We start from the raw sequence: 20,353 nt of genomic DNA, 5'->3' as shown, positions 1-20,353 counted from the left end.
GCGACACGCCATGCCCATCGGCCCGGCGGCATCGGAATGCAGCGCGTCATTTGAGTATCGGACGGCTGGGAGCGGATACGTCCACCTGCCGATAATCACCGATGACATTGGGGTCATTGAGAATCTTGTCCACCTCAGCCATTTTGAGTTTCAGCTGCGAGGAATCACCCCATACGATCACATGCTCGCCGTCATTGAGCGTGGTGGTCACCGAGTCCTGGGTTTCGACCGTGACCTTGGTGATCTGTTTGCGCATCGATTCAGGCAATGCCGCCAGAATGGTCAACGCACCCTTGACAGAGCGGCTGTCGAGGCTTTCCTGCACGTTCTTGACCTCAATGACCGGAATGCCGTTGACGTTCGCGTCCTGCACCGAGTTGAGCACTCGCGCCTGGGCATCCACGGCGGTCAACGTATCACCGCTTTTGAGCATGGCGGCAGGCTTTTGCGCTTTGATGTCCACACTCAGCGATTTCGGGAAATGCTTGGAGATCTTCGCCTCGCTGACGCCGGGAATGGCTTTCAGCTGCTTGGAGACCTCATCGGAGGATACCAGGAACAGGGATTTGCCTGCCTGCTTGTCCGCTATGCTATGGATGGTCGAGGCGCTCACCCACTCGTTGGCGCCGGATACGCTGATGGCGCTTGACTCCAGCCGAAACACCGGAGAGAACAGCAGCAACCAGATCAGCGCACCCAGAAGAGCGGCAGCCAGCACGGCCACTGCAGAGCGTATGACGATGACACGGGCGTTCGCTTTTCTACGCTCCCTGGCGCGTGCCGTGAAATCCACCACCTTCGGACGTGTCGCCACTCCAATGGGCCCTGAGGTCTGATGCAGGGTTTCGGCGACATAGTCCTCACTGCGCAGGGCCCTGGCGTCAACGAACGCGCCGGCCTTGCCTTTGGCCACCGTCATGTCGGTGGGGCTCTGCTGCACCGGCTCCGTCCTGGAGGTCACCGACCGCCGTTTGCGAGGATGACGGCTCTTCCCCTGCCTCTCTTCGCTCACACTGGAGCGGACGCGGGGCTGGGCATCCGAGTGCACGGCGGATTCCACTACACGACGCGCCTTGCGCCGCTCTCCTTGTGATTCACGAGATTCATGGGATCCACGGGATTCACTGGAGGCACTGGCTGCGCGGGAGGCACCGGCTCCGGAAGAGCTGACCGTACGTCCGGTCATTCGCAGCTCTCCCGGTGCGCTTCAAGGGCGGTCAGCAGCACCTGGTCCATATTGGTGATGTCCCCCGCGCCTACGGTGAATACCACGTCGCCATGATGGGCGCGCATGGCCATCATCTTGGCTGCCAGGCACATGTCTTCGACCGACTGGATCCAATCACCTGCGGAATCGTCTTTCAGCCCCTGTGCCGCTTCCACGATGGTGTCCGGCCCGACATCCGGAAAATCTGCCTGCTTCTCGCGGGCGGGGAAAATGCCGGTGACGATGACGTCGTCGGCCTTGGCCAGTGCCTGCGCGAATTCGCGGGCGAAGAACTTGGTGCGGGAGAACAGATGCGGCTGGAACAGCACACGGATGGTGGAATCCGGGTAGCGCCGGTGCGCGGCGTCCAGCAGCGCGGCGATTTCGGTGGGATGATGGGCGTAATCGTCCACAACCGTGACCTGCTTGACGGTGCCTCTGATCTGGAAACGACGAGCCGCTCCAAGGAAGCTGCCGGCTGCGCGCGCTGCGTCGGCGGGCTTGACACCCAAGAGCACGGCGGCGGTGATGGCCGCTGCGGCATTGCGGGCATTGTGGATGCCCGGCACCTTGAGCGTAACGCTCTGGCAAACCGCGTTCGTCCCGGTCACCGCGGCAGGCAGCTCCAACGTGAGCCGCTCAATGCCGCTCCCGGCGGTCTCGCTTTCCGAGGAAATCGCCACCAGCGAAGCGCCATCCAACTCGGGAAGCCGGTCTTCCGGCGTGGTTCCGTACACGATGGTGCGCGCCTTGACATCGCGCGGCAGGGCTTCGAAAACCGCCAACGCGTCCTTGTCGTCGGCACAGATCACCACGTGTCCGGTGGCATGCTCGGCATGGTCGACGAAAGCGGCACGGTAGTGCGCCTCGTCCCCGTAATGGTCCAGATGGTCGGCCTCGGCGTTGGTGATGATGGCGATGGTGGGATGGTATTTGGCGAAGCTGCCATCGGATTCGTCGGCCTCAGCCACCAGTATCGATCCGTCGCCCGCATGCCCGCCGTCCAGAGTGGTCCCGTCCGGGCCTTGGATGGAACCGCCAATCGCATAGCTGGGATCGGCACCCACATGCACCAGGATGTGCGCCAGCATGGAGCTGGTGGTGGTTTTGCCATGGGCTCCGGCAACGGTGACGGCCTGTTTGCCGTTCATGAGCAGAGCCAGGATATCGCTGCGATGCACGATGCGACTGCCTGCCTCATGCGCGGCGACTATTTCAGGGTTGTCGGGTTTGATGGCGCTGGAATACACCACGGTGGCGGCATCACCCACGTTCTCGGCGCGTTGGCCGAATTCCACCGTGATGCCTAAGGCTTCGAGACGATCGGTCTTGGCGCTGTGCTCGCGGTCGGAACCGTCTACACTTACTCCCTGCGACTTCAGCATTTCAGCCAATACGCTCATGCCTGCGCCGCCGATGCCGATGAAATGCGTGGGCCCGAGATCGGCTGGGGTCGCATGCGTGTCGAATGCGGCATGGATGGGGTCGAGCACAACGGGTTGTTCCTGAGACAATTGACGCTCCTTCATGATGATTCTGACCACATAGTAGGTCTTCTTATGCCCCTGCCGGGTTATGCCATGCGGTCAGAGTTTGCGTTCAGCCAACCGGCCTGGTGCCGAGTAGCTGCCACGGGCCATACGCGGACCGCACGAGGACCGCACGAGACGCCGCAAATTCAGACAATCCGGACATCACGCCCGCCGTGCGAGCTCCAGCACATGACGTGCCATGATATCCGCCGCGTCACGAATGCCGTACTTCCATGCATTGCTTCCGAATTCGGCGAGCATCTGCCGATCGGCGAGCAGAGCGGGGACGTGATCATGCACCCATGCGGGCGTCATATCCTTGTCGGCCACCAACAGCCCGCCCCCGGCTTCGACCACGGGCTCCGCGTTGAAGCGTTGCTCCCCATTGCCGATGGGCAGCGGCACGTAGATGGCCGGCAATCCCAATGCGGCGAGTTCGGAAACGGACCCCGCTCCGGCCCGGCATATCACCAGATCGGCGCACGCGAAGGCCAAATCGATGCGTTCCAGGTACTCAGCGGCATGGTAATCGCCCTTGCCTGCCGACTGGGGCCCCAGACCGGTGAGCACGTCGGCTTTAACGGAGCGGGACACCAGATCGCGGACCTCCTGAATCTTGCCGCGGCCGGTCAGGTGAATGACCTGTGCGTGGGCCAGCAGATCAGCCGCCGATGAGGCTATGGCACGATTCAGGCTTTGCGCTCCGAGGGATCCGCCAGTGACCAGCACCAACGGGCGGTCGGGATCGACGCCAAGCTGGGCCGCGGATTCGCGGCGTACCTCTGCCTTGTCTTGCTCAAGGCGTGATGCCAGTGCGGCGATGGCCGGACGAAGCGGCAGACCGACGCGCTCGATGCGGGTATGGGCACCAGGCTTCAGACCGGTGTGCTCATACGCCGTGCCGATGTAATTCGCCCATCGTGCGCCCAATTTGTTGGCCATGCCGGCACGGGCGTTCTGCTCATGCATGGCGATCGGGATGCCCATCCTGTGTGCGGTGGCGTATACGGGGGCGGACGTGTACCCGCCGAACCCCGCTACGACATCCGCCTTACGGCGGGTGAGGATATCGCGGACCTTGCCGGTCTCACGCTTCCACTTTGCGGGGAACTGCAGCATATACAGGTTCGGCCGTCGGGGAAACGGCACTTTTTCGATGGTGTCGAGCTCGTATCCGGCATTCGGCACCAAATCCTTTTCGAGTCCCACTGCAGTGCCTATGACGCTGATCCGGGCTTCCGGCTCGATGGCGCGAATCGCGTTGGCGACGGCCAGCAACGGGTTGACGTGTCCGGCGGTTCCGCCGCCGGCGAGAACAATATGAGGTGTTCCTTGAGTCATGATTACCGAGTGTACTCTACGCATTCTGACGTGATTGTCTGATCTGGGGTTGTGAACGCATGAGGCCGACGACCAGGCCTGCTGCGGCGAGACACATGACCATGGATGAACCGCCGGCGGAAACGAATGGCATCGGTACGCCCAGTACCGGGAATACGCCGACGACGACGCCGATGTTGACCATCGCCTGCCCTACCAGCCAGATAGTGACGCACATCAGCACCATGGCGACATATCGATCGGTGACCTGCAAGGCGACGGCGATCATGCACCAGCCGAGGATCACGAAGAACGCGATCACCACGACGCATCCCACGAAACCGGTTTCCTCGCCGATGATGGCGAAGATGAAATCATTATGGGCCGCCGGAAGATAGTTCCATTTCTCGCGCGAGTTGCCGATGCCCACACCGAGGAATCCACCTGAGGCTATCGCGTATTTCGCGTGCATCGATTGATAGCATACGGTTTGGGCGTCCGCCGCCGAGCAGTCGCCATAGGTGGCGAGGATGCGCTGCATGCGGTTCGGACTTGATACGGCAAGCGCAACGACCATCGCCACGGCGGCCACTATGCCCACACCCATCCATTTGCCGGGGAACCCTGCCACCAGGAACGCCACGAATCCGATGAACAGCAGAATCATCCCGGTTCCCAGGTCCCTGCCGCCGATGACGGCGGCCAATCCAAGGCCGTACATGATCAGCGGCCCGAAATACGCTTTGATGCCTTCCTTCACATATCGTTTCCTGCAGGCGTACAACGCGGCGGGAAGCCATATGCATACGGCAAATTTCATGAATTCGGCAGGCTGTATGGTGGTCACCTGCAGATTGAGCCAGCCTCGGTTGCCGTATACGTCCAGGCCCAATGGCGTGAAGGTCAGGAACTGTATACCGATGGCGAACAGCATGGTCCCCGTGCATATCCGCTTCCAGAAACGTATGGGCATCATCATGGTCATGAATCCGAGAATCAGACCGATCAGGCTGAAGCCGCCTTGGGAGAGCAGACCGCTGAAGGGTGATTTCCCCTGCGAGGCGATGGACGCCGTGGAGCTGGAGAACACCATGATCACGCCGAAACAGGTGAGTCCCACGACTGCCATACGGAAACCGTGATAGCACCAGAGCGGATTCAGCAGGCTTCGCCAGCCCGTATAGTCGGTGACCACCAGGGCCGGTTTCCGCGCCGTCGCGCGCGTGCGCCGCGTGGGGGAATCAGTGGAGGCCATGCACCTCGCTCCATGTCTTGGCGGCTGCGGCGAACCGGTTGCCTCGATCGGCATAGGATCTGAACTGGTCCATGGACGCGCATGCGGGAGCCATCAGCACCACGTTCCCGGCGCTGGCGTATTCGCCGCAGGCTTCGACCGCACGATCCATTACGGTTTCGTTGTCTTCCGGATCGATGAACGTCACGGGGATGTCAGGCGCTTGGCTGGCAAAGGCCTCGCGCATGGGCGTCTGGTCCTTGCCGATGATGACCGCTGCCTTGATGGTATGGGCCTGGTCTTTGATCAGCTGTTCGAATCGGCTGCCCTTGGCGAGGCCGCCCGCTATCCACACCACGGATTTCGCGGGGAAGCTCGACAGGGATGCATTGGCGGCGTGTCCGTTGGTGGCCTTGGAATCGTCCACGAAACGGATGGTGCCGCCGTTTACCGTCGCTTCGGCCACGGTTTCGATGCGATGGCCACCTGGCTTGAATGCACGCAGCGCCCGCAACGAGGTATCGCGGTCGGCGCCCAGTCCGAGCACCAGGGCGAGGGCCGTCAGCGCGTCAGCCACCAGATGCGGATACAGCGTGCCATCCGGTTCGGTCAGATGCGTGAATTCGGCGAGCGGGGCCAGCGTCACGCCCTCACCGGGGTCTCCCCCGGCAACGCCGCTCCTGTCGACGATGCAACCGTCTTCGATGCCAATCTGGCCTGCCTGCGGCACGTCGAGGGTGAATCCCACCTTGCGGCATCCCTCGGCGGTGTGCGCGGCCTGAGCCAACGCAGTGACTGTGGCATCCTGCGCATTGTAGACAATGACGCGTTTGGCGTTGTGGAACACCTTGGATTTGTCGGCCGCATACTGCTCACGGCCACCATGCCAATCCAGATGATCATCGGCGATGTTGGTGATTGCGGCGCAATCCAATTCCAACGAATCAGTGAAATGGAGCTGGAACGAACTCAGTTCCACACACAGCACATCATGCCGCGGGTTGGTGGCGCAGCGCGAAAGGCTCATGGACATGTCCCCTGAGGCGATGTTGCCCGCCGTGGGGGCGTCCATGCCGCATGCGGACAGCATCTCGGAGGTCATTTCCGTGGTGGAGGTCTTGCCGTTGGTACCGGTGATGCCGATCCATGGCGCCGGGTTGCCGGTGCGTTCGTTGTCGGCGCGCAGCCGCCAGGCGAATTCCACCTCGCTCATGACCGGAATGCCACGACGCTGCGCTTCGAGGATGAACGGGGTACGCGGATTGAACACCGGCGACGACATCACATAGTCCACGTGATCCCAGTCGATGAGGTCGAAAGAGTGGAGATCCGCCTCCTTCTTGCGCTCATCCACACCGATCACGTGTGCGCCGCGTTCCTTCAGCACCTCGGCCAGCGAGGTTCCGGACACACCGAGACCAGCGACGACCACCGTCTTATCCGCTACTTGCATTATTCCTCCCTTTACGGCAATCCGGCCCATGCGCACATGCAGGGCCGGAGCCACAGCATTCGAAACCGTTCAGCTGAACAGCAGACCGGATCGCGCGACCCAGTCTCCATAGAACACGGTAAGCGCCAGAAGCACAAAGAGCAGCTCGATCATCCAGAACCGGACGACGACCTTGGTCTCCGTCCACCCGCTGAGTTCGAAATGATGATGGATGGGCGCCATCTTGAACACACGCTTGTGCGTCATCTTGAAATAGCCGACCTGGATCACATCGCTCATGGCTTCCATGACATACAGGCCGCCGAGAATCACCGCCAGGAATTCGGTATGGGTGGCGATGGACAGCGCCGCAAACAATCCGCCCAATGCGAGGGATCCGGTGTCCCCCATGAAGATCGACGCCGGATTCGAGTTGTACCACAGGAATCCGAAGCAGGCCACGGCCGCGCAGATGGCGATGATGGTCAGATCCAGTGGATCCGAGACCGCGTAGGAATACCCCTGATGCCCGCCGCCCTTGATGTGGTAGCTTTCCCAGAAGGCGATGACTCCGAAACCGGTGAAGGAGATCATCGAGGAGCCTGCGGCAAGACCGTCAAGGCCATCGGTGAGATTCACGGCGTTGGTCCATGCCGTCATGAGGAAGTTCACCCAGATCACAAACAGGATGATGGCCACCGCCCTGCCGGCGAATTCGAAGCTGAAGAACGGCTTCTCGATGAAGCTCATGCCCGCCTGAGCGCTCGGCATGCCGGTCTTGGTGGGAATAATCAGCGCCAGTACCGCATAGATGGTGGCGAAGACGAACTGTCCGAAGAACTTGCCCCCTACGGTCAGCCCCTCGTTCTGCTTCTTGCTCACCTTGGCGAAATCGTCGATGAACCCCAGCAATCCCATGGACAGCATGGCGAACAGCACCAGCACCGCGGACCATGACGGCACATCGCCTGCGTGCAGATAGCGGTACAGTGCAGACGACCCCCATCCGAGCAGAATGGCGATATTGATGACCACACCACCCAAGGTCGGGGTGCCACGTTTGACCAGATGCGATTTCGGACCATCCTGACGGATGTACTGGCCGTAATGCAGTCTGTGCACCAGGCGAATCAGCATGGGCGTACCCACCATGGTGACGATGAGCGACACCAGCATTCCAATAATCAGAGCAATCACGGGTGGTTCTTTCTCCTCTAATCGGTGTTTCGACGCTCAGTCGTTCGACCAGCGTTCCGCAAGCGCGCTCAGTCCTGAGGCATGGGACCCCTTGAGCAACACCACGGTATCCGGGTGGTTTGCCGCCAGGTCAAGCACCAGCTCCTCAGCACGGTCGATGCTCTCCACACAGTCTACAGACACCCCGTCAACGTCCCGGGCTCCGCTGGCCAGCGCCTCCGCCATGTCGTGCAGGTGGGGATCAGCCGTGGATCCTACGGTGATGATCGCGTCGAGCCCCAGTCCGGCCGCGAAACGCCCGACTTCGGCGTGCAATCTGCTTTCGTCGGGGCCAAGCTCGAGCATGGCGCCTAGCAGCGCCACGCGATAAGGCTTGCTCCCGTCCTTGGCGGTGAACGCCTTGAGCCCTTCAAGACCGGCCTTCATCGAATCGGGATTGGCGTTGAACGAATCATCGATCAGCGTGAACCGAGCGTCGCCGCGCGATACGGTGGACAATGCCATGCGGTGCGGGCTGATGGTACGCTGCGCGGCCAGCACCTGAGCGACCCGCTGCGCGGTCATGCCATAGTGCAGGGCCACGGTGGCCGCAGCCAGGGCGTTCATCACATTGTGCAGCCCCGGGATGCCCAGATGCACCTGCACGTGGTCGCCTTCAGGGGTATGCAGCGTGAATTGCGCATGGTCGTCGGTATCGGCGGTGATGTCCGTGGCGAGCACTTCGGGTCCATGTCCGCCTTCCTTGCCGAACCATAGCACCTTGCCCGGGGCGAGCGAGGCCATGGGCGTCACGTGATCGTCGTCGCCGTTGAGCACGGCGAGACCGTTCGGCAGCAGTCCAGTGACGATTTCGCTCTTGGCCTGAGCGATGCGCTCACGGGAGCCGAACTCGCCCAGATGGGCCACTCCCACCTTGAGCACTATCGCCGTGTCCGGTGGAGCGATACGCGTCAGCCGTGCGATCTCCCCAATATGATTGGCTCCCATTTCCGCTACGAAGAAGCGGGTGGAGGCATCTATCTTCAACGCCGTCAGCGGCAGGCCGATCTCATTGTTGAACGATCCGATGGGCGCCACGGTCGGCCCCAAGGTGGACATCAGCGATGCCAGCAGGTCCTTGGTCGTGGTCTTTCCCACGGAACCCGTCAATCCGATGATGTCGAAATCCCCGGGCAGTTCGCGACGACGCTCTATGTTGGCCTTGGCGAGCCTGCCGAGCGCCGACACCGTGTCATCCACCACGATCTGCGCAATGGCTGTGGATGGCACCTCATGGTTCACCAAGGCCGCGACGGCACCTTGTTGACCGACGCGCGGCACAAAATCATGCCCGTCGACACGTTCACCGGGAATCGCCACAAACAGTGAACCAGGCTTCACCTGACGCGAGTCGCTGACTGCGCTCAGGACCTGCGCGGCAGGTTCGCTTCCGGGGACCAGACGGCCATCGACCGCCCGCGCAATCTCCTCGACGCTCATTGGGACCATGTATTCCTCACTCCTTTATCATCCATGCGACGACTCAGGTCATCGCACAAGCTCAGCTCAGGTTATTCGCCACGCGCAACGCACTGCGCACATTGTTCTTCCGCACGCCCGCCGCCAGCACCATGGAGATCGCCAATGACATGTGTCCCGCCCGGACAGGGTCATACCCGACCGGCGATTCCAAGGCGAGTTCATCCGATTCCCGGCTGGTGGTGGTCACGACGAGGTCGCGGTCGGAGATGAACGCGTACCGGGTCTTCAATGCGGACACGTCTTCGCCGGGGGCGACATGCTCGATGCCCAGCACATCGACGTTCACCGATTCCAACGCGTGATTGGTCAATGTCGCCGGATTCATCGCAATGATTACGGCGGCAACGCCGTCTTCGGCGCATACTGCCAGCGTCCGCTGCATGTCCAACACTCCCAGCGGATAGGTGAGATTCAGCGCACGGGTCATCGATGTGGAACCGGCGGCGCTGATCTTCGCCACGGGATTGCCCAGCATGTGGAGGAAATCGGCGAGCTGGGTCACGTTGGCGTCCACCTCGTCATCGTCCGTTCCGGATACGGCGAACATGGCCAAGGCATTGGTCGGCGACCCGGCGAGCGTCACCGCCATGGACCCAAGCACATGGTCGTCGAGTTCCCCGAACAGAAGCGGGATGTCCGCGTCCGGACACTGGTGCCGGAACGATCGGGGCAGCAGCGCCGCATATGCTCCGGCTTGCGCCGCGTGCCCCAGCTCGGACACCCGAGATCCGCAGACGAACAACGACCCCGGGCTCACGCTGTCAAGAGAATCACAGATTGCGGTAATCGTGACATTGGTGGCAAATTCGGGAACGATCTCAAAACCGTATTGTTCCGACAACATACCCAGCGTCATGCGCTCGGAGACGGATTCGCTCACTGCACTCATGGGCTAACGCCTTTCTTCCATGACTATGGTGCTCATGACTATTGTCATCTCAGCATCACCAAGTGACCGGGATAGCATCTTTGCGAGGCGACGAAACAGGCACCTCGTATTTCTGCATAAGGAACTCACAAATCTGGGCGGCCACAGGGCCTGCGGTCAAGCCGCCGAATGAGCCCTGCGGATCCTTCATCACCACAGTGATGGCGAACCTCGGGTTGTCGGCGGGAATCACCACCGAGTAATCGGAGATGATCGAACTCAGCGAGCCATTGTCGCCGGCCACCTCGGCGGTACCGGACTTGGCCGCCATGCGGTAGCCATCGACCTTGACGAACTTGTTGTAGTTCTCGGCCACGGATTCCATGGCGTTCATCACATCGGAGGCCACCTGCTCATCGAGTACGCGGGTGCCGGTGCCTTTCGTGGCTTCCGTGGTCTTGCCGTCCGCATTCGTGGTGGACTTGATGATTGACTGCTGCAGACGCACGCCCTTGTTGGCGATGGTGGCCACCACGTTGTTGAGCTGCAGCACATTGACCGTGTACCCCTGTCCGAACAGCACCGTATTGCGGGTACGCAGATCCCATGATGACGGATTGGTGAGCACGCCGTTGGATTCGCCAGGAAGGTCGAGACCGGTTGATTGTCCGATGCCGAATTTGGTGAGGAATTCGTAGCGCTGGTCATCCGTGTAGTTCTTGCCGGCAAGCACCATGCCGTTGTTCGAGGACTGTTGGATGATGCCCGCAAGCGTCCAATGCATGTCGCCGTGGGTGAAGGCGTCCTTGAACGTCTGACCGTCATCGGTCACCGAATTGGGCACGGTGAACTGGTCGGTCATCCTGTGCACTCCGGTCTGCAGATATCCTGACGCGGAAATCAGCTTGCCGATCGATCCGGGTTCGAACGTTTCGGATACCGCCCTGGAAGCACCCAGTTTCGCCTCATCCGTGCCGGCATCGACCTCATCGCTGTCGGCGAGCGCCAGGATCTCACCCGTCTGGATATCCTGCACCACGCCGATGACCCACGGGGACCCATACTTGGCCTTCGCGTCCTTCATGATCTTCTTGACGTACCACTGGACGTCCCTGTCAATGGTCAGGTTGACATCCGAACCGTCTTGGGCGGGCACGGATTCGGTCATGGTCCCCGGAATCTCCTCGCCACCGTAGTTGCCGCGCTGGTAGGTCTGATGGCCATCCGTGCCGGTGAGCACCGTGTTCTCCATCTGTTCGATGCCAGCCACGCCATCGCCCGCGTCGTTGACGCCGCCGAGCAGCGAGCCCATGAGGTCTCCGTCCGAGTAGATGCGTTCGCTGCTAAGCTCGCCCCAGACGATGCCACCGAGATTCAGATCGTCGATGCTGCGCTTGACCTGTGGCGTCACATCCTTCTTCAGCACTACGTATTGACCGCTGATCGACAGATCGGCGCCTAGTTCCATGGCGCTGATGCCCAGTGCCTTGGACAGCAGGCGTCCGACGGCAGCGGCACCGGTCACGCCGACAGGCTTTCCGTCAATCTGATGGCAGTAGTCACTATTGTTCTTGTTGCACGTGATCGGCGTGAATTCCTGGGCGGCTTCGGGATTGGCGACGATGGTGTATCGTTCCACGCTCTGCGCCAGCACCGTGCCGTTCGCATCCAGAATCCGTCCCCGTTTGGCGCTCAAGGTCACACGTGAGGTACGTGAGGCCGTGGCGGCCTGCGCCATCTGGCGTCCGTCAATCAGTTGAATCGACGCAAGCTGCATCACGCATAGGGACGCCACCAGCGTCAGAATGACGCCGATGGCGATGCATTTGAAGGCGAAGGTCTTCGAATACCGACGCAGCCTCTGCCATGTACTCACTGTGTTCCGCCTTCCGCGTCCTTCGGCTGCTGATACCCCTGCAGGTCGATGGTCGCCGCCCCGCCTTTGCTGACCATGCCCATTTCACTGGCCTTGTCGGGAAGCTCCGCCACAAGCTGATCGAGTTTGGCCTGATCGTCATCGATGTCCTGCGTCAGCACACTGATGTGCCGCTTGACTTCCGCAGCCTCAAATGAGTTCTGCACCATCTGGGTGCGCAACATCAGCGCCCCTATCAACGTGGCGGCCAGGAACACGACCGCTACGGCCACATGCATCATGGGGGCGGTCCTGGTACGGGTCCATTCAAGAACCCGACCGAACACGGAGCGCTCATGGTCGTCGCGCGTATTGGATATCAGTTTCAACTGCGGGCGCGGCGCTGCCTGGGGCTTGGCTTGAGGACGCTGCGATGCCGAAGAACCGGATCGAATGCTTCGTACCGTTGCCGCCATGGTCAGTTTCTCCTCGACGTGTGATGTGCTGTGCTGTTGCCGTGATGTCTTGTGCCGGCTCGGTTCGTCGCCCCTCGCTCCGCATCGACCGGAATCGGCTGATCGGCCATCTGCTGGAACCGAGTGCGCCAGCGATCGGGGATCGGTCTGCTCAATTCGACCGCACGCAACCGAACCGAGGCCGATCGTGGATTGGAGGCGATTTCCTGCTCATCGGCCTTGACGGCGCCGCGGGTCAGCTCCCTGAAGAACGGTTGGGCGTCGGGCGGCACGATAGGCAGATCGGCCGGGGCATCGATCCTCAGCCCGTTGTTCATGAACGATTTGACGGTTTTGTCCTCCAATGAGTGGTAGGACTCAACCACCAGGCGGCCACCGACATTCAGCCGGTTCGCGATTTGGGGCAGGGTGGACGCCAGCTTCGTCAATTCGCCGTTGACCTCGATGCGCAGCGCCTGGAATACGCGTTTCGCCGGATTGCCTGCAGGGCGATGCGCCTTGGGCACCACCCGCTCCACCAGCGCGTTGAGCTGACCGGTGGTGGTCAGGGGTTCCTTGGATCGGTCGGCGACAATGGCACGGGCAATCTGACGGGCGAAACGCTCCTCCCCGTATTCCTTGAAGATACGTATCAGGGCGGGGGCGTCATATGTGGCGAGAACAGTCTGTGCCGTCAGCTTCTGGGTCGTGTCCATGCGCATGTCAAGCGGAGCGTCATGGGAGTAGGAGAACCCCCTATCCGTCTCATCGATCTGCAAACTGGACAGTCCCAGATCCATGAAGACGGCATCCACTCGGTCTATGCCCTGATTCGTCAGCACACTGTCAAACTCATCGAACGCGGCATGGACAGGCATGAACCGATCGGACAGTCCCTCCTGTTTCATGCGCTCGGTGGCCAGCGCCAGCGCCTCGCTGTCACGGTCTATGCCGATGAGCCTTGCCTGCGGAGCCGCTTTCAGGAACGCAATGGAGTGTCCGGCGATACCCAATGTACAATCCACGGCCACCGCCCCGTCATAGGCGAGGGCGGGAGCCATCAGCTTCACACAGTCCTCCAGCAGCACCGGCTGGTGAATGGCGGTCAGGTCAGTCATCAGATCAGTCATCAGAATTCCACCTCCGGCAATACGTCATCGGCAATTTCGGAGTAATCCTCTTCCTTCTGCGCGAGGTACGCCTCCCAAGCGTCCTTATTCCATATCTCGGCGCGTGTGCCCACGCCGATGACCACGATGTCCGAACCCAGATGCGCGTAATCACGCAGCATCTGGGGAACGACCACGCGCCCCTGCCTGTCCGGCTCCTGATCAACGGCACCGGAAAGAAACACACGAAGGTATTCACGGGCCGCCTTGTTCCCCACCGAGGTGCGTTGGATCTGCGCTGCGATGCGCCTGAATTCATCAAAAGGCAACAGATACACGCAACGCTCCTGGCCACGGGCCATGACCAGCCCTGCTCCGAGTTGCGAACGAAACTTGGCGGGAAGCGCCACGCGTCCCTTGGCATCGATCTTCGGCGTATAGGTGCCAAGCAGCAACGGCGGCAGTCCATTGAGCATGTCGGAGACGCCGGTGGAACCATGGCTCTGGGTCGATTCGGCATTCGCCATTTGCTCGTCAGCCATGATTCCACCTCCTTTTTCGCGCACACTCGATACACTTCGGCCCACTGGTTCACCACTTTACCCCACTTATCCCCATTTTCCCCCACCAATACACAATCTACGCATGCTTTGAGGGACATTTCCCCCGCCCACGCGTGTCGGGAGACGAATCATGGGCCACGCCGAAAAGAGCGCCGACGCCGCCGGACACCGATTCCGCGCACCGCTCGCCTGCAAAGCCCGCTTCAGCCTGCTGCAGCACGCAGTACGGCATCCGCAGTCGAATTCACTCGATGTTCACCCTGCTTCACCTGTCAGCAGGCGTCCCGGTAGGGGGCGTGCGGTAAATTTGAGTGCCTTAAAGTGTTGACCCGGAAGAAACGGAAACGAAGAGAGCATGTCGAGTTACGCCTCACAATTGCACGAGGAACAACAGGCCGTCGACCGCGCGTACGGCCGTCTTGATGACCTCCGTGCCGAAATGTGGCAACGTCTGGACACCGTACGCGCCGCAGGATCCCACGGATCGCCCACCCAGCGCACCGAGAGGGATTCCTTCGCCACCATGTACGAGGACCGTCTCACCCAGCTGCGCAGCGTGGAGGACCGCCTCGTGTTCGGCAGGCTTGACGCCAAGGACGGCACACGGCGTTACATCGGCCGCATCGGCCTGTCCAGCAGCGACCATGAACCGATCCTGACCGATTGGAGGGCCGAAGCGGCACGCCCCTTCTACGAGGCGACCCCGTCCAACCATGGCGACATCGTCATGCGTCGGCACATCACATTGAGCTTCCGCAATGTGGTGGGTGTCGAAGACGAAGTGCTCGACGTCCATTCGGATCAGGTGGGGCAGGCCTCCTCCGCGGGAACGCTGACCGGCGAAGGCGCTCTGCTGGCTTCGCTGAGCTCCAGGCGCACCGGCAAAATGACCGATATCGTAGCCACCATCCAGGCCGAGCAGGACCGCATCATCCGCTCCGACATGAACCGCGCCGTGGTGGTGCAGGGCGGCCCCGGCACCGGCAAGACCGCAGTGGCCTTGCATCGTGCCGCCTACCTGCTGTACACGCATCGCCGCACGTTGGAGCGCTCAGGCGTATTGGTGGTCGGCCCGAGCTCGGCGTTCCTGCACTACATCGATCAGGTGCTGCCCTCGCTCGGCGAGACCGGCGTGGTCTCCCGGACGATCGGCGACCTCATTCCGGGCATCACCGCGACGGCGACGGATACGCCGTATGCGGCCAAGCTCAAGGGAGACCGACGCATGGCACAGGTGGTGGCCAACGCCATCGCCGCACGCATCCGCGTCCCCGACAACCTGCCCACGGTCACCATCAGCGGCATTCAGGTGCCCATGCTCGCAGTGGACATCCAACAGGCGCAGGCCGACGCCAAACGTACCCGTCAGGCACACAACAAGGCTCGGGAGACTTTTATTCGCTCCATGCTCTCCAGCATGCAGAACCGGTACGCCGAGCAGCTTGATTACACACCTGATCAGGCGGAGCTCAACCGCGCCATGCAGCTGCTGCGCATGAACGACACCGTGCGAAAGACGTTGAACCTGTGCTGGCTGCCGATGACCGGAACATGGCTCATCGACCAGCTCTTCGCCCATCCCGAACGGCTCTCCACGTTGGCTGGCTGGCTGTCCGATGACGATATCCGCGCGCTGGCGCGTCCGAAGGGATCACCACTCACCAAGTCGGACATCCCCCTGCTGGACGAGGCCATGGAGCTTCTTGGCCCCGACCCCAAGGTCATGGCCAAGAAGTCGGCCTCCGATGCGCGCCGGGCCGCCGAGGAACAGTACGCCAAAGACACCTTGGCCGCCACCGGTCTCGGCCAAGGCATCATCTCCAGCCAAATGCTGCTCGACCAGATGAACGGTGGCGATGCAGAACTGACATCCCAGCGTGCCGCCGCGGATCGCGAATGGACATACGGGCATATCGTCGTCGACGAGGCCCAGGAACTGACCGGCATGGATTGGCGCATGCTGATGCGCAGGTGCCCGTCGCGTTCGTTCACCATAGTGGGCGATGTGGCGCAGACCTCCGCCTTGGGAGGCACGAGGCGCTGGGACAAGACGATGAATCGCCTGTTCGGCGCGGAGCATTGGGACCTGAACGAGCTGACCATCAATTACCGCAATCCACAGGCCGTCTCCGAACTTGCCTCACAATTCGCGAAGCATGAAGGTCTGTATATCTCGACGGTGCATGCAGTACGCAATCTGACCGGAGCGGTATCCCGACGGACCGCTCCCGACACCGCCTCGATGCTCGAGGCCGCAGCCGCCCAGACCGCGCAACTCGCCGACCACTATGTCTCCTCCGACGGAACCGGACGCATCGCGGTCATCTGTCCGGACGAGCTCATCCAGCCGATGCGCGACGCAGTGCGCAAACGGCTCTCTCAGCAATTGGATGCTGCCGAATACCAGCGACTGATCGATCAACCGGAATGGGATGAACAGATCAGCGTATGCGGTACCGAAACAGTCAAGGGCCTGGAATTCGACGCGGTCATCGTGGTGGAGCCGGGCCTGATCATGGATGAGGCACCCAGCCGTCTGGTCGCCGCATCCGACCTGTATGTGGCGATGACCAGACCGACGCAGAAACTGGTTATAGTTCGGACAAAAGCGGACGAGCAGTCCCTGAACATCTAAGGTGATACATATGCCGAAAGCACTTTTATTGGAGAACATCCATCCGGATGCAGCGCAATCATTGCGCGATCACGGCTTTGAAGTCGAAACGATGAAGGGCGCTCTGAGCGAGGACGAGCTCATTGACGTATTGGATGGCGTGGATGTGGTCGGCGTCCGTTCCAAAACCAGCGTCACCGCACGCGTACTAGAGGCTCGCCCCACCCTCAGCGCCGTGGGTTGCTTCTGCATCGGAACGAATCAGGTCGATCTGGAATACGCAGGCAAGCATGGCATTGCCGTATTCAATGCACCATACTCCAACACCCGTTCCGTGGTGGAATTGGTGATTTGCGACATCATCTGCCTGATGCGTCGTATCCCCGCGCATACGCATCACATCAAGCATGGCGTCTGGGATAAATCCGCAGCTGGCTCCCATGAGGTGCGCGGCAAAACCTTGGGCATCATCGGGTATGGCAACATCGGGTCGCAGCTGTCCGTGCTTGCCGAGGCTTTGGGCATGCGAGTGGTGTTCTATGACATCGAAGAGAAGCTGGCGCTGGGCAACGCCCACCGCTGCGCAACGCTGAATGAACTGCTGGAGCAGTCCGACGCGGTGACGCTACATGTCGATGGTCGCAAATCCAACACTGGCTTCTTCGGCGAAGACCAGTTCAATCATATGAAGCAGGATGCAATCTTCATTAATCTGTCAAGAGGATTCGTAGCCGATCTGGACGCGCTCAAGCAGCATCTCGATTCAGGGCATCTTGCTGGCGCGGCGGTGGATGTGTATCCGGTGGAGCCGAAGAAAAGCGGCGACGCGTTCAATACGCCGCTGGCCAACGAGGCCAATATGATTCTCACGCCGCATATCGGTGGCTCCACGTTGGAAGCCCAGGAATCCATTGGTCATTTTGTCTCCCAACGACTTGAGGATTACTGGTTCAACGGATCGACATCATTGTCGGTGAACCTGCCTCAGATCAATCTGAGCGGCTGCAAGGGCGTTTGCCGAATCGCACACCTGCACGACAATCTGCCGGGTGTTCTCGCTCGAGTCAATCATGTCCTCGGCGAAAAGAACATCAATATTTCGTTCCAGTCGTTGGCCACCGAGGGAGAACTCGGCTACGTTGTCACGGACGTGGCATCCAAACCGAGCGAAGCGACATTAAAGGCCCTGGGCGACATCGAGGGCACCATCCGCATGCGCGTCACCCACTGAATACAGACAGCGGCACGGAGCTTCTAGTGGTCTGTCTCGTAAATAACTGAGGGATTAAGCTTGTTCTCTCCCCCAGTCAGCTTCGCTGACAGCCCCCTCGCCAGAGGGGCCAGAACCCTACAGACAGGATGTTGCCGTGAAGCAAACAGCGGAGTTGTTTGTAGGCAACATGCAAGCCGACAGGTAAGAGAGCAGGCTGCGCATGGAGCGCGTTCCTGATTGCAGGACTGGCTGTCAGCAAAGCAGACTTGGGGAAGGACCATAGGCATGCCATTGATGAGTTGCGCGACAGGGCTGCTTCAGCGCTCCTTACTGCGGAGCTCGTCAATGGCATGCTGGAAATCCTCGAGACCCGAGAAATCCTGATATACACTCGCAAAACGCAGGTATGCCACTTCATCCAAGTCACGCAAAGGCTTGAGAATAGCCTTGCCTACCTCATCCGACGTGACTTCCGCAAGGCCGCGCGAACGAAGGTCCTCCTCCACTTTCTGCCCCAGCGCCTTAAGATCCTCTTCACGAACCGGACGTCCCTGACACGCTTTTCGTACACCATTGATGACCTTGTCACGGCTGAACGGCTCTGCTCCACCGGACCGCTTGGTCACGAATAGCATGCTGGTCTCCACCGTGGTGAAACGTCGATTGCATTTCGGGCATACACGGCGTCTGCGAATGGAATGACCATCCTCGCTGATGCGAGTGTCAATGACTTTAGTGTCGGGATTCTGGCAAAAAGGACAATGCATGCCACCTAGAATAACGTGTTCATACCGAAAAACCGAATGCAGGTGGGTTGTATCATGCGGATGCACACCGTACGAAAGCGAATCATGCCGATGCATGCAGTATCGATACACACTCATATCGATACTCGCTCATGTCGATGATGCGCACATATTCGCGTCATGCCATCTGGGGGACGAGGATATGCTGGCCCGCCCGCAATGAACCGGAATCCAAATCATTCAGCGCAATCAGATCATCAACCGTCTGCTGCACATCCTGACCTTCGGGCGTAATCGAAGACGCATACGACCACAGTGTGTCACCGGGTCTTACCGTGTAACCGATGACATCCGTTGTACCGGTGTCCGACTGCGCGGACTGCACCGACCATATACCCATGCCGCACCACGCCAACGCTACGGCAAGCATCAACGACAGCAGCCAATGCCGCTGCCCGGCATGCGACCGATTACGGAACACGGCTCCCTGTCCCCTACCATCCATGCGCGCAATCACAGCACGACGATGTGCAACACCACGCACTTCGCGAGTACCAGCAACGCGATCACGAGCACCGGCCAATGCAGCTGAACCAGTCATCACGACAACCTTTCTCGAACAGATGTTCTATCGAACATCTGTTCTTAGCATTGCACATGCGTTCGAAGATGTCAAGTTGACACTCGAACAGATGTTTGATTTTTCGCATATGTCACGGTATGCTGAAACAAGTATGAAAGGAGCCCTCCGTGAGCACGATCCCCTTCGCCTCCAGCCACGAGCGCAGCAGCGATTCGCTGTCCGAGCGACAGCGCAAGGTGCTTGAAGCCATCACCTCCCATATCGAAGAACAGGGGTTCGCGCCATCATTCCGTGAAATCGGTGCGGCAGCCGGGCTCAAAAGTCCCTCCTCGGTCAAGCATCAGCTGCATGTGCTTGAGGAAAAAGGGTTCATTCGTGTCAACGCCAATAAAGGACGGGCCATCGAGGTCATCACTCCCGTGACCCCTGCTCCACAGGATGCCACGCAGGATACGGAGACGGGCGAGGTGGAGCAGACCACGACGGCTGAAATCTATCGATTCCCCGACGAGGCAATCAGCGAATCTCGCGATGTACCACTGGTGGGTCGCATCGCCGCCGGAACGCCTATCACCGCTGAGCAGCATATCGACGATGTCATGCGGCTGCCGGAGCGTCTGACCGGATCGGGAAAGCTGTTCATGCTCGAAGTGCACGGCGATTCCATGGTGGACGCAGCCATTTGCGACGGCGATTTCGTAGTGGTCCGCGAACAGAATTCCGCAGTCAACGGGGACATCGTGGCTGCGTTGCTGGATGATGAGGCTACGGTGAAGACGTTCCGTAAGGATCACGGACATGTCTGGCTGATGCCGCATAACCCGGCCTACTCCCCTATCGATGGCACGCACGCTACCATCATGGGCAAGGTGGTCACCGTGTTGCGCAAGCTATAGCCTAGCCG

Annotated in this window: 17 protein-coding genes; 3 read left to right on the top strand and 14 right to left on the bottom strand. The window is 60.4% G+C overall.

Features of this window, described 5'->3' with window-relative positions:
• Window positions 1-46: 46 nt before the first annotated feature.
• The 12 genes from BW09_RS04545 to mraZ all read right to left on the bottom strand — a co-directional run bounded on the left by BW09_RS04545 (window position 47) and on the right by mraZ (window position 14,257).
• Window positions 47-1,186 carry a cell division protein FtsQ/DivIB gene (locus tag BW09_RS04545; protein ID WP_081886567.1) on the bottom strand — a complete coding sequence of 380 codons (1,140 nt, stop codon included), beginning with the start codon at window positions 1,184-1,186 and terminating at the stop codon, window positions 47-49.
• Window positions 1,183-2,721 (bottom strand): UDP-N-acetylmuramate--L-alanine ligase, encoded by a 1,539-nt coding sequence (gene murC, locus BW09_RS04540; protein WP_140462455.1) that lies wholly within the window; start codon window positions 2,719-2,721, stop codon window positions 1,183-1,185. Before murC ends, BW09_RS04545 begins: the two co-directional genes overlap by 4 nt.
• A 180-nt stretch (window positions 2,722-2,901) precedes the next feature.
• A complete protein-coding gene (locus tag BW09_RS04535; RefSeq protein ID WP_044088781.1) occupies window positions 2,902-4,080 on the bottom strand; it encodes a glycosyltransferase in 1,179 nt (392 codons plus the stop codon).
• A 16-nt stretch (window positions 4,081-4,096) separates the two neighbouring features.
• Window positions 4,097-5,314, bottom strand: a complete 1,218-nt coding sequence (gene ftsW / locus BW09_RS04530; RefSeq protein WP_140462428.1) for a putative lipid II flippase FtsW — start codon at window positions 5,312-5,314, stop codon at window positions 4,097-4,099.
• Window positions 5,301-6,746: a UDP-N-acetylmuramoyl-L-alanine--D-glutamate ligase gene (gene murD / locus BW09_RS04525; RefSeq protein WP_044088779.1), complete on the bottom strand. Its 1,446-nt coding sequence runs from the start codon at window positions 6,744-6,746 to the stop codon at window positions 5,301-5,303. Before murD ends, ftsW begins: the two co-directional genes overlap by 14 nt.
• 69 nt (window positions 6,747-6,815) lie before the next feature.
• Window positions 6,816-7,922, bottom strand: coding sequence for a phospho-N-acetylmuramoyl-pentapeptide-transferase (gene mraY / locus BW09_RS04520; protein WP_044088778.1), 1,107 nt, complete (start codon window positions 7,920-7,922; stop codon window positions 6,816-6,818).
• 36 nt (window positions 7,923-7,958) lie between these two features.
• Complete coding sequence (gene murF / locus BW09_RS04515) at window positions 7,959-9,410, bottom strand: UDP-N-acetylmuramoyl-tripeptide--D-alanyl-D-alanine ligase (protein ID WP_044088777.1); 1,452 nt, start codon at window positions 9,408-9,410, stop codon at window positions 7,959-7,961.
• A 52-nt stretch (window positions 9,411-9,462) separates the two neighbouring features.
• The gene (locus BW09_RS04510) at window positions 9,463-10,332 is read right to left on the bottom strand and encodes a hypothetical protein (RefSeq protein WP_044088776.1); all 870 of its coding nucleotides are present in this window, start codon (window positions 10,330-10,332) and stop codon (window positions 9,463-9,465) included.
• Window positions 10,333-10,387: 55 nt separating this feature from the next.
• On the bottom strand, window positions 10,388-12,088 hold the full coding sequence (locus BW09_RS04505; protein ID WP_169740244.1) for a penicillin-binding protein 2: 1,701 nt from the start codon (window positions 12,086-12,088) through the stop codon (window positions 10,388-10,390).
• A gap of 95 nt (window positions 12,089-12,183) precedes the next feature.
• A complete protein-coding gene (locus BW09_RS11080) occupies window positions 12,184-12,642 on the bottom strand; it encodes a hypothetical protein (RefSeq protein WP_044088774.1) in 459 nt (152 codons plus the stop codon).
• Window positions 12,643-12,644: 2 nt separating this feature from the next.
• On the bottom strand, window positions 12,645-13,739 hold the full coding sequence (gene rsmH / locus BW09_RS04495) for a 16S rRNA (cytosine(1402)-N(4))-methyltransferase RsmH (RefSeq protein WP_044088907.1): 1,095 nt from the start codon (window positions 13,737-13,739) through the stop codon (window positions 12,645-12,647).
• 11 nt (window positions 13,740-13,750) lie between these two features.
• Window positions 13,751-14,257, bottom strand: coding sequence for a division/cell wall cluster transcriptional repressor MraZ (gene mraZ, locus BW09_RS04490; protein WP_044088906.1), 507 nt, complete (start codon window positions 14,255-14,257; stop codon window positions 13,751-13,753).
• A gap of 391 nt (window positions 14,258-14,648) precedes the next feature.
• Between mraZ and BW09_RS04485 the strand changes: the two genes are divergently transcribed.
• Complete coding sequence (locus BW09_RS04485; protein ID WP_044088772.1) at window positions 14,649-16,928, top strand: AAA family ATPase; 2,280 nt, start codon at window positions 14,649-14,651, stop codon at window positions 16,926-16,928.
• A 10-nt stretch (window positions 16,929-16,938) separates the two neighbouring features.
• Window positions 16,939-18,138, top strand: a complete 1,200-nt coding sequence (serA, locus tag BW09_RS04480; RefSeq protein ID WP_044088771.1) for a phosphoglycerate dehydrogenase — start codon at window positions 16,939-16,941, stop codon at window positions 18,136-18,138.
• A 299-nt stretch (window positions 18,139-18,437) separates the two neighbouring features.
• Here serA and nrdR read toward each other — a convergent pair whose 3' ends face one another.
• On the bottom strand, window positions 18,438-18,887 hold the full coding sequence (gene nrdR / locus BW09_RS04475) for a transcriptional regulator NrdR (protein ID WP_081886566.1): 450 nt from the start codon (window positions 18,885-18,887) through the stop codon (window positions 18,438-18,440).
• A 157-nt stretch (window positions 18,888-19,044) separates the two neighbouring features.
• Window positions 19,045-19,467 (bottom strand): LysM peptidoglycan-binding domain-containing protein, encoded by a 423-nt coding sequence (locus tag BW09_RS04470; protein ID WP_044088767.1) that lies wholly within the window; start codon window positions 19,465-19,467, stop codon window positions 19,045-19,047.
• A 149-nt stretch (window positions 19,468-19,616) separates the two neighbouring features.
• On the opposite strand from BW09_RS04470, the gene lexA reads away from it, so the two are divergent.
• Window positions 19,617-20,345, top strand: coding sequence for a transcriptional repressor LexA (lexA, locus tag BW09_RS04460; RefSeq protein WP_044088766.1), 729 nt, complete (start codon window positions 19,617-19,619; stop codon window positions 20,343-20,345).
• Window positions 20,346-20,353: the final 8 nt, after the last annotated feature.

Origin of the sequence: Bifidobacterium sp. UTCIF-1 (assembly GCF_006408915.1) — a bacterium.
Classification (GTDB): domain Bacteria; phylum Actinomycetota; class Actinomycetes; order Actinomycetales; family Bifidobacteriaceae; genus Bifidobacterium; species Bifidobacterium reuteri.
The sequence above is the reverse complement of the archived record's forward strand: the minus strand, read 5'-3'. Positions and strand labels throughout refer to the sequence as shown.

Excerpts from the sequence above, each read along its gene's own strand:
- BW09_RS04545 (WP_081886567.1), bottom strand. The coding sequence starts at position 1,186 with ATGACCGGACGTACGGTCAGCTCTTCCGGAGCCGGTGCCTCCCGCGCA.
- BW09_RS04535 (WP_044088781.1), bottom strand. The coding sequence starts at position 4,080 with ATGACTCAAGGAACACCTCATATTGTTCTCGCCGGCGGCGGAACCGCC.
- ftsW (WP_140462428.1), bottom strand. The coding sequence starts at position 5,314 with ATGGCCTCCACTGATTCCCCCACGCGGCGCACGCGCGCGACGGCGCGG.
- murD (WP_044088779.1), bottom strand. The coding sequence starts at position 6,746 with ATGCAAGTAGCGGATAAGACGGTGGTCGTCGCTGGTCTCGGTGTGTCC.
- murF (WP_044088777.1), bottom strand. The coding sequence starts at position 9,410 with ATGGTCCCAATGAGCGTCGAGGAGATTGCGCGGGCGGTCGATGGCCGT.
- BW09_RS04510 (WP_044088776.1), bottom strand. The coding sequence starts at position 10,332 with ATGAGTGCAGTGAGCGAATCCGTCTCCGAGCGCATGACGCTGGGTATG.
- BW09_RS04505 (WP_169740244.1), bottom strand. The coding sequence starts at position 12,088 with ATGCAGCTTGCGTCGATTCAACTGATTGACGGACGCCAGATGGCGCAG.
- BW09_RS11080 (WP_044088774.1), bottom strand. The coding sequence starts at position 12,642 with ATGGCGGCAACGGTACGAAGCATTCGATCCGGTTCTTCGGCATCGCAG.
- rsmH (WP_044088907.1), bottom strand. The coding sequence starts at position 13,739 with ATGACTGACCTGACCGCCATTCACCAGCCGGTGCTGCTGGAGGACTGT.
- mraZ (WP_044088906.1), bottom strand. The coding sequence starts at position 14,257 with ATGGCGAATGCCGAATCGACCCAGAGCCATGGTTCCACCGGCGTCTCC.
- BW09_RS04485 (WP_044088772.1), top strand. The coding sequence starts at position 14,649 with ATGTCGAGTTACGCCTCACAATTGCACGAGGAACAACAGGCCGTCGAC.
- serA (WP_044088771.1), top strand. The coding sequence starts at position 16,939 with ATGCCGAAAGCACTTTTATTGGAGAACATCCATCCGGATGCAGCGCAA.
- nrdR (WP_081886566.1), bottom strand. The coding sequence starts at position 18,887 with ATGCATTGTCCTTTTTGCCAGAATCCCGACACTAAAGTCATTGACACT.
- BW09_RS04470 (WP_044088767.1), bottom strand. The coding sequence starts at position 19,467 with ATGACTGGTTCAGCTGCATTGGCCGGTGCTCGTGATCGCGTTGCTGGT.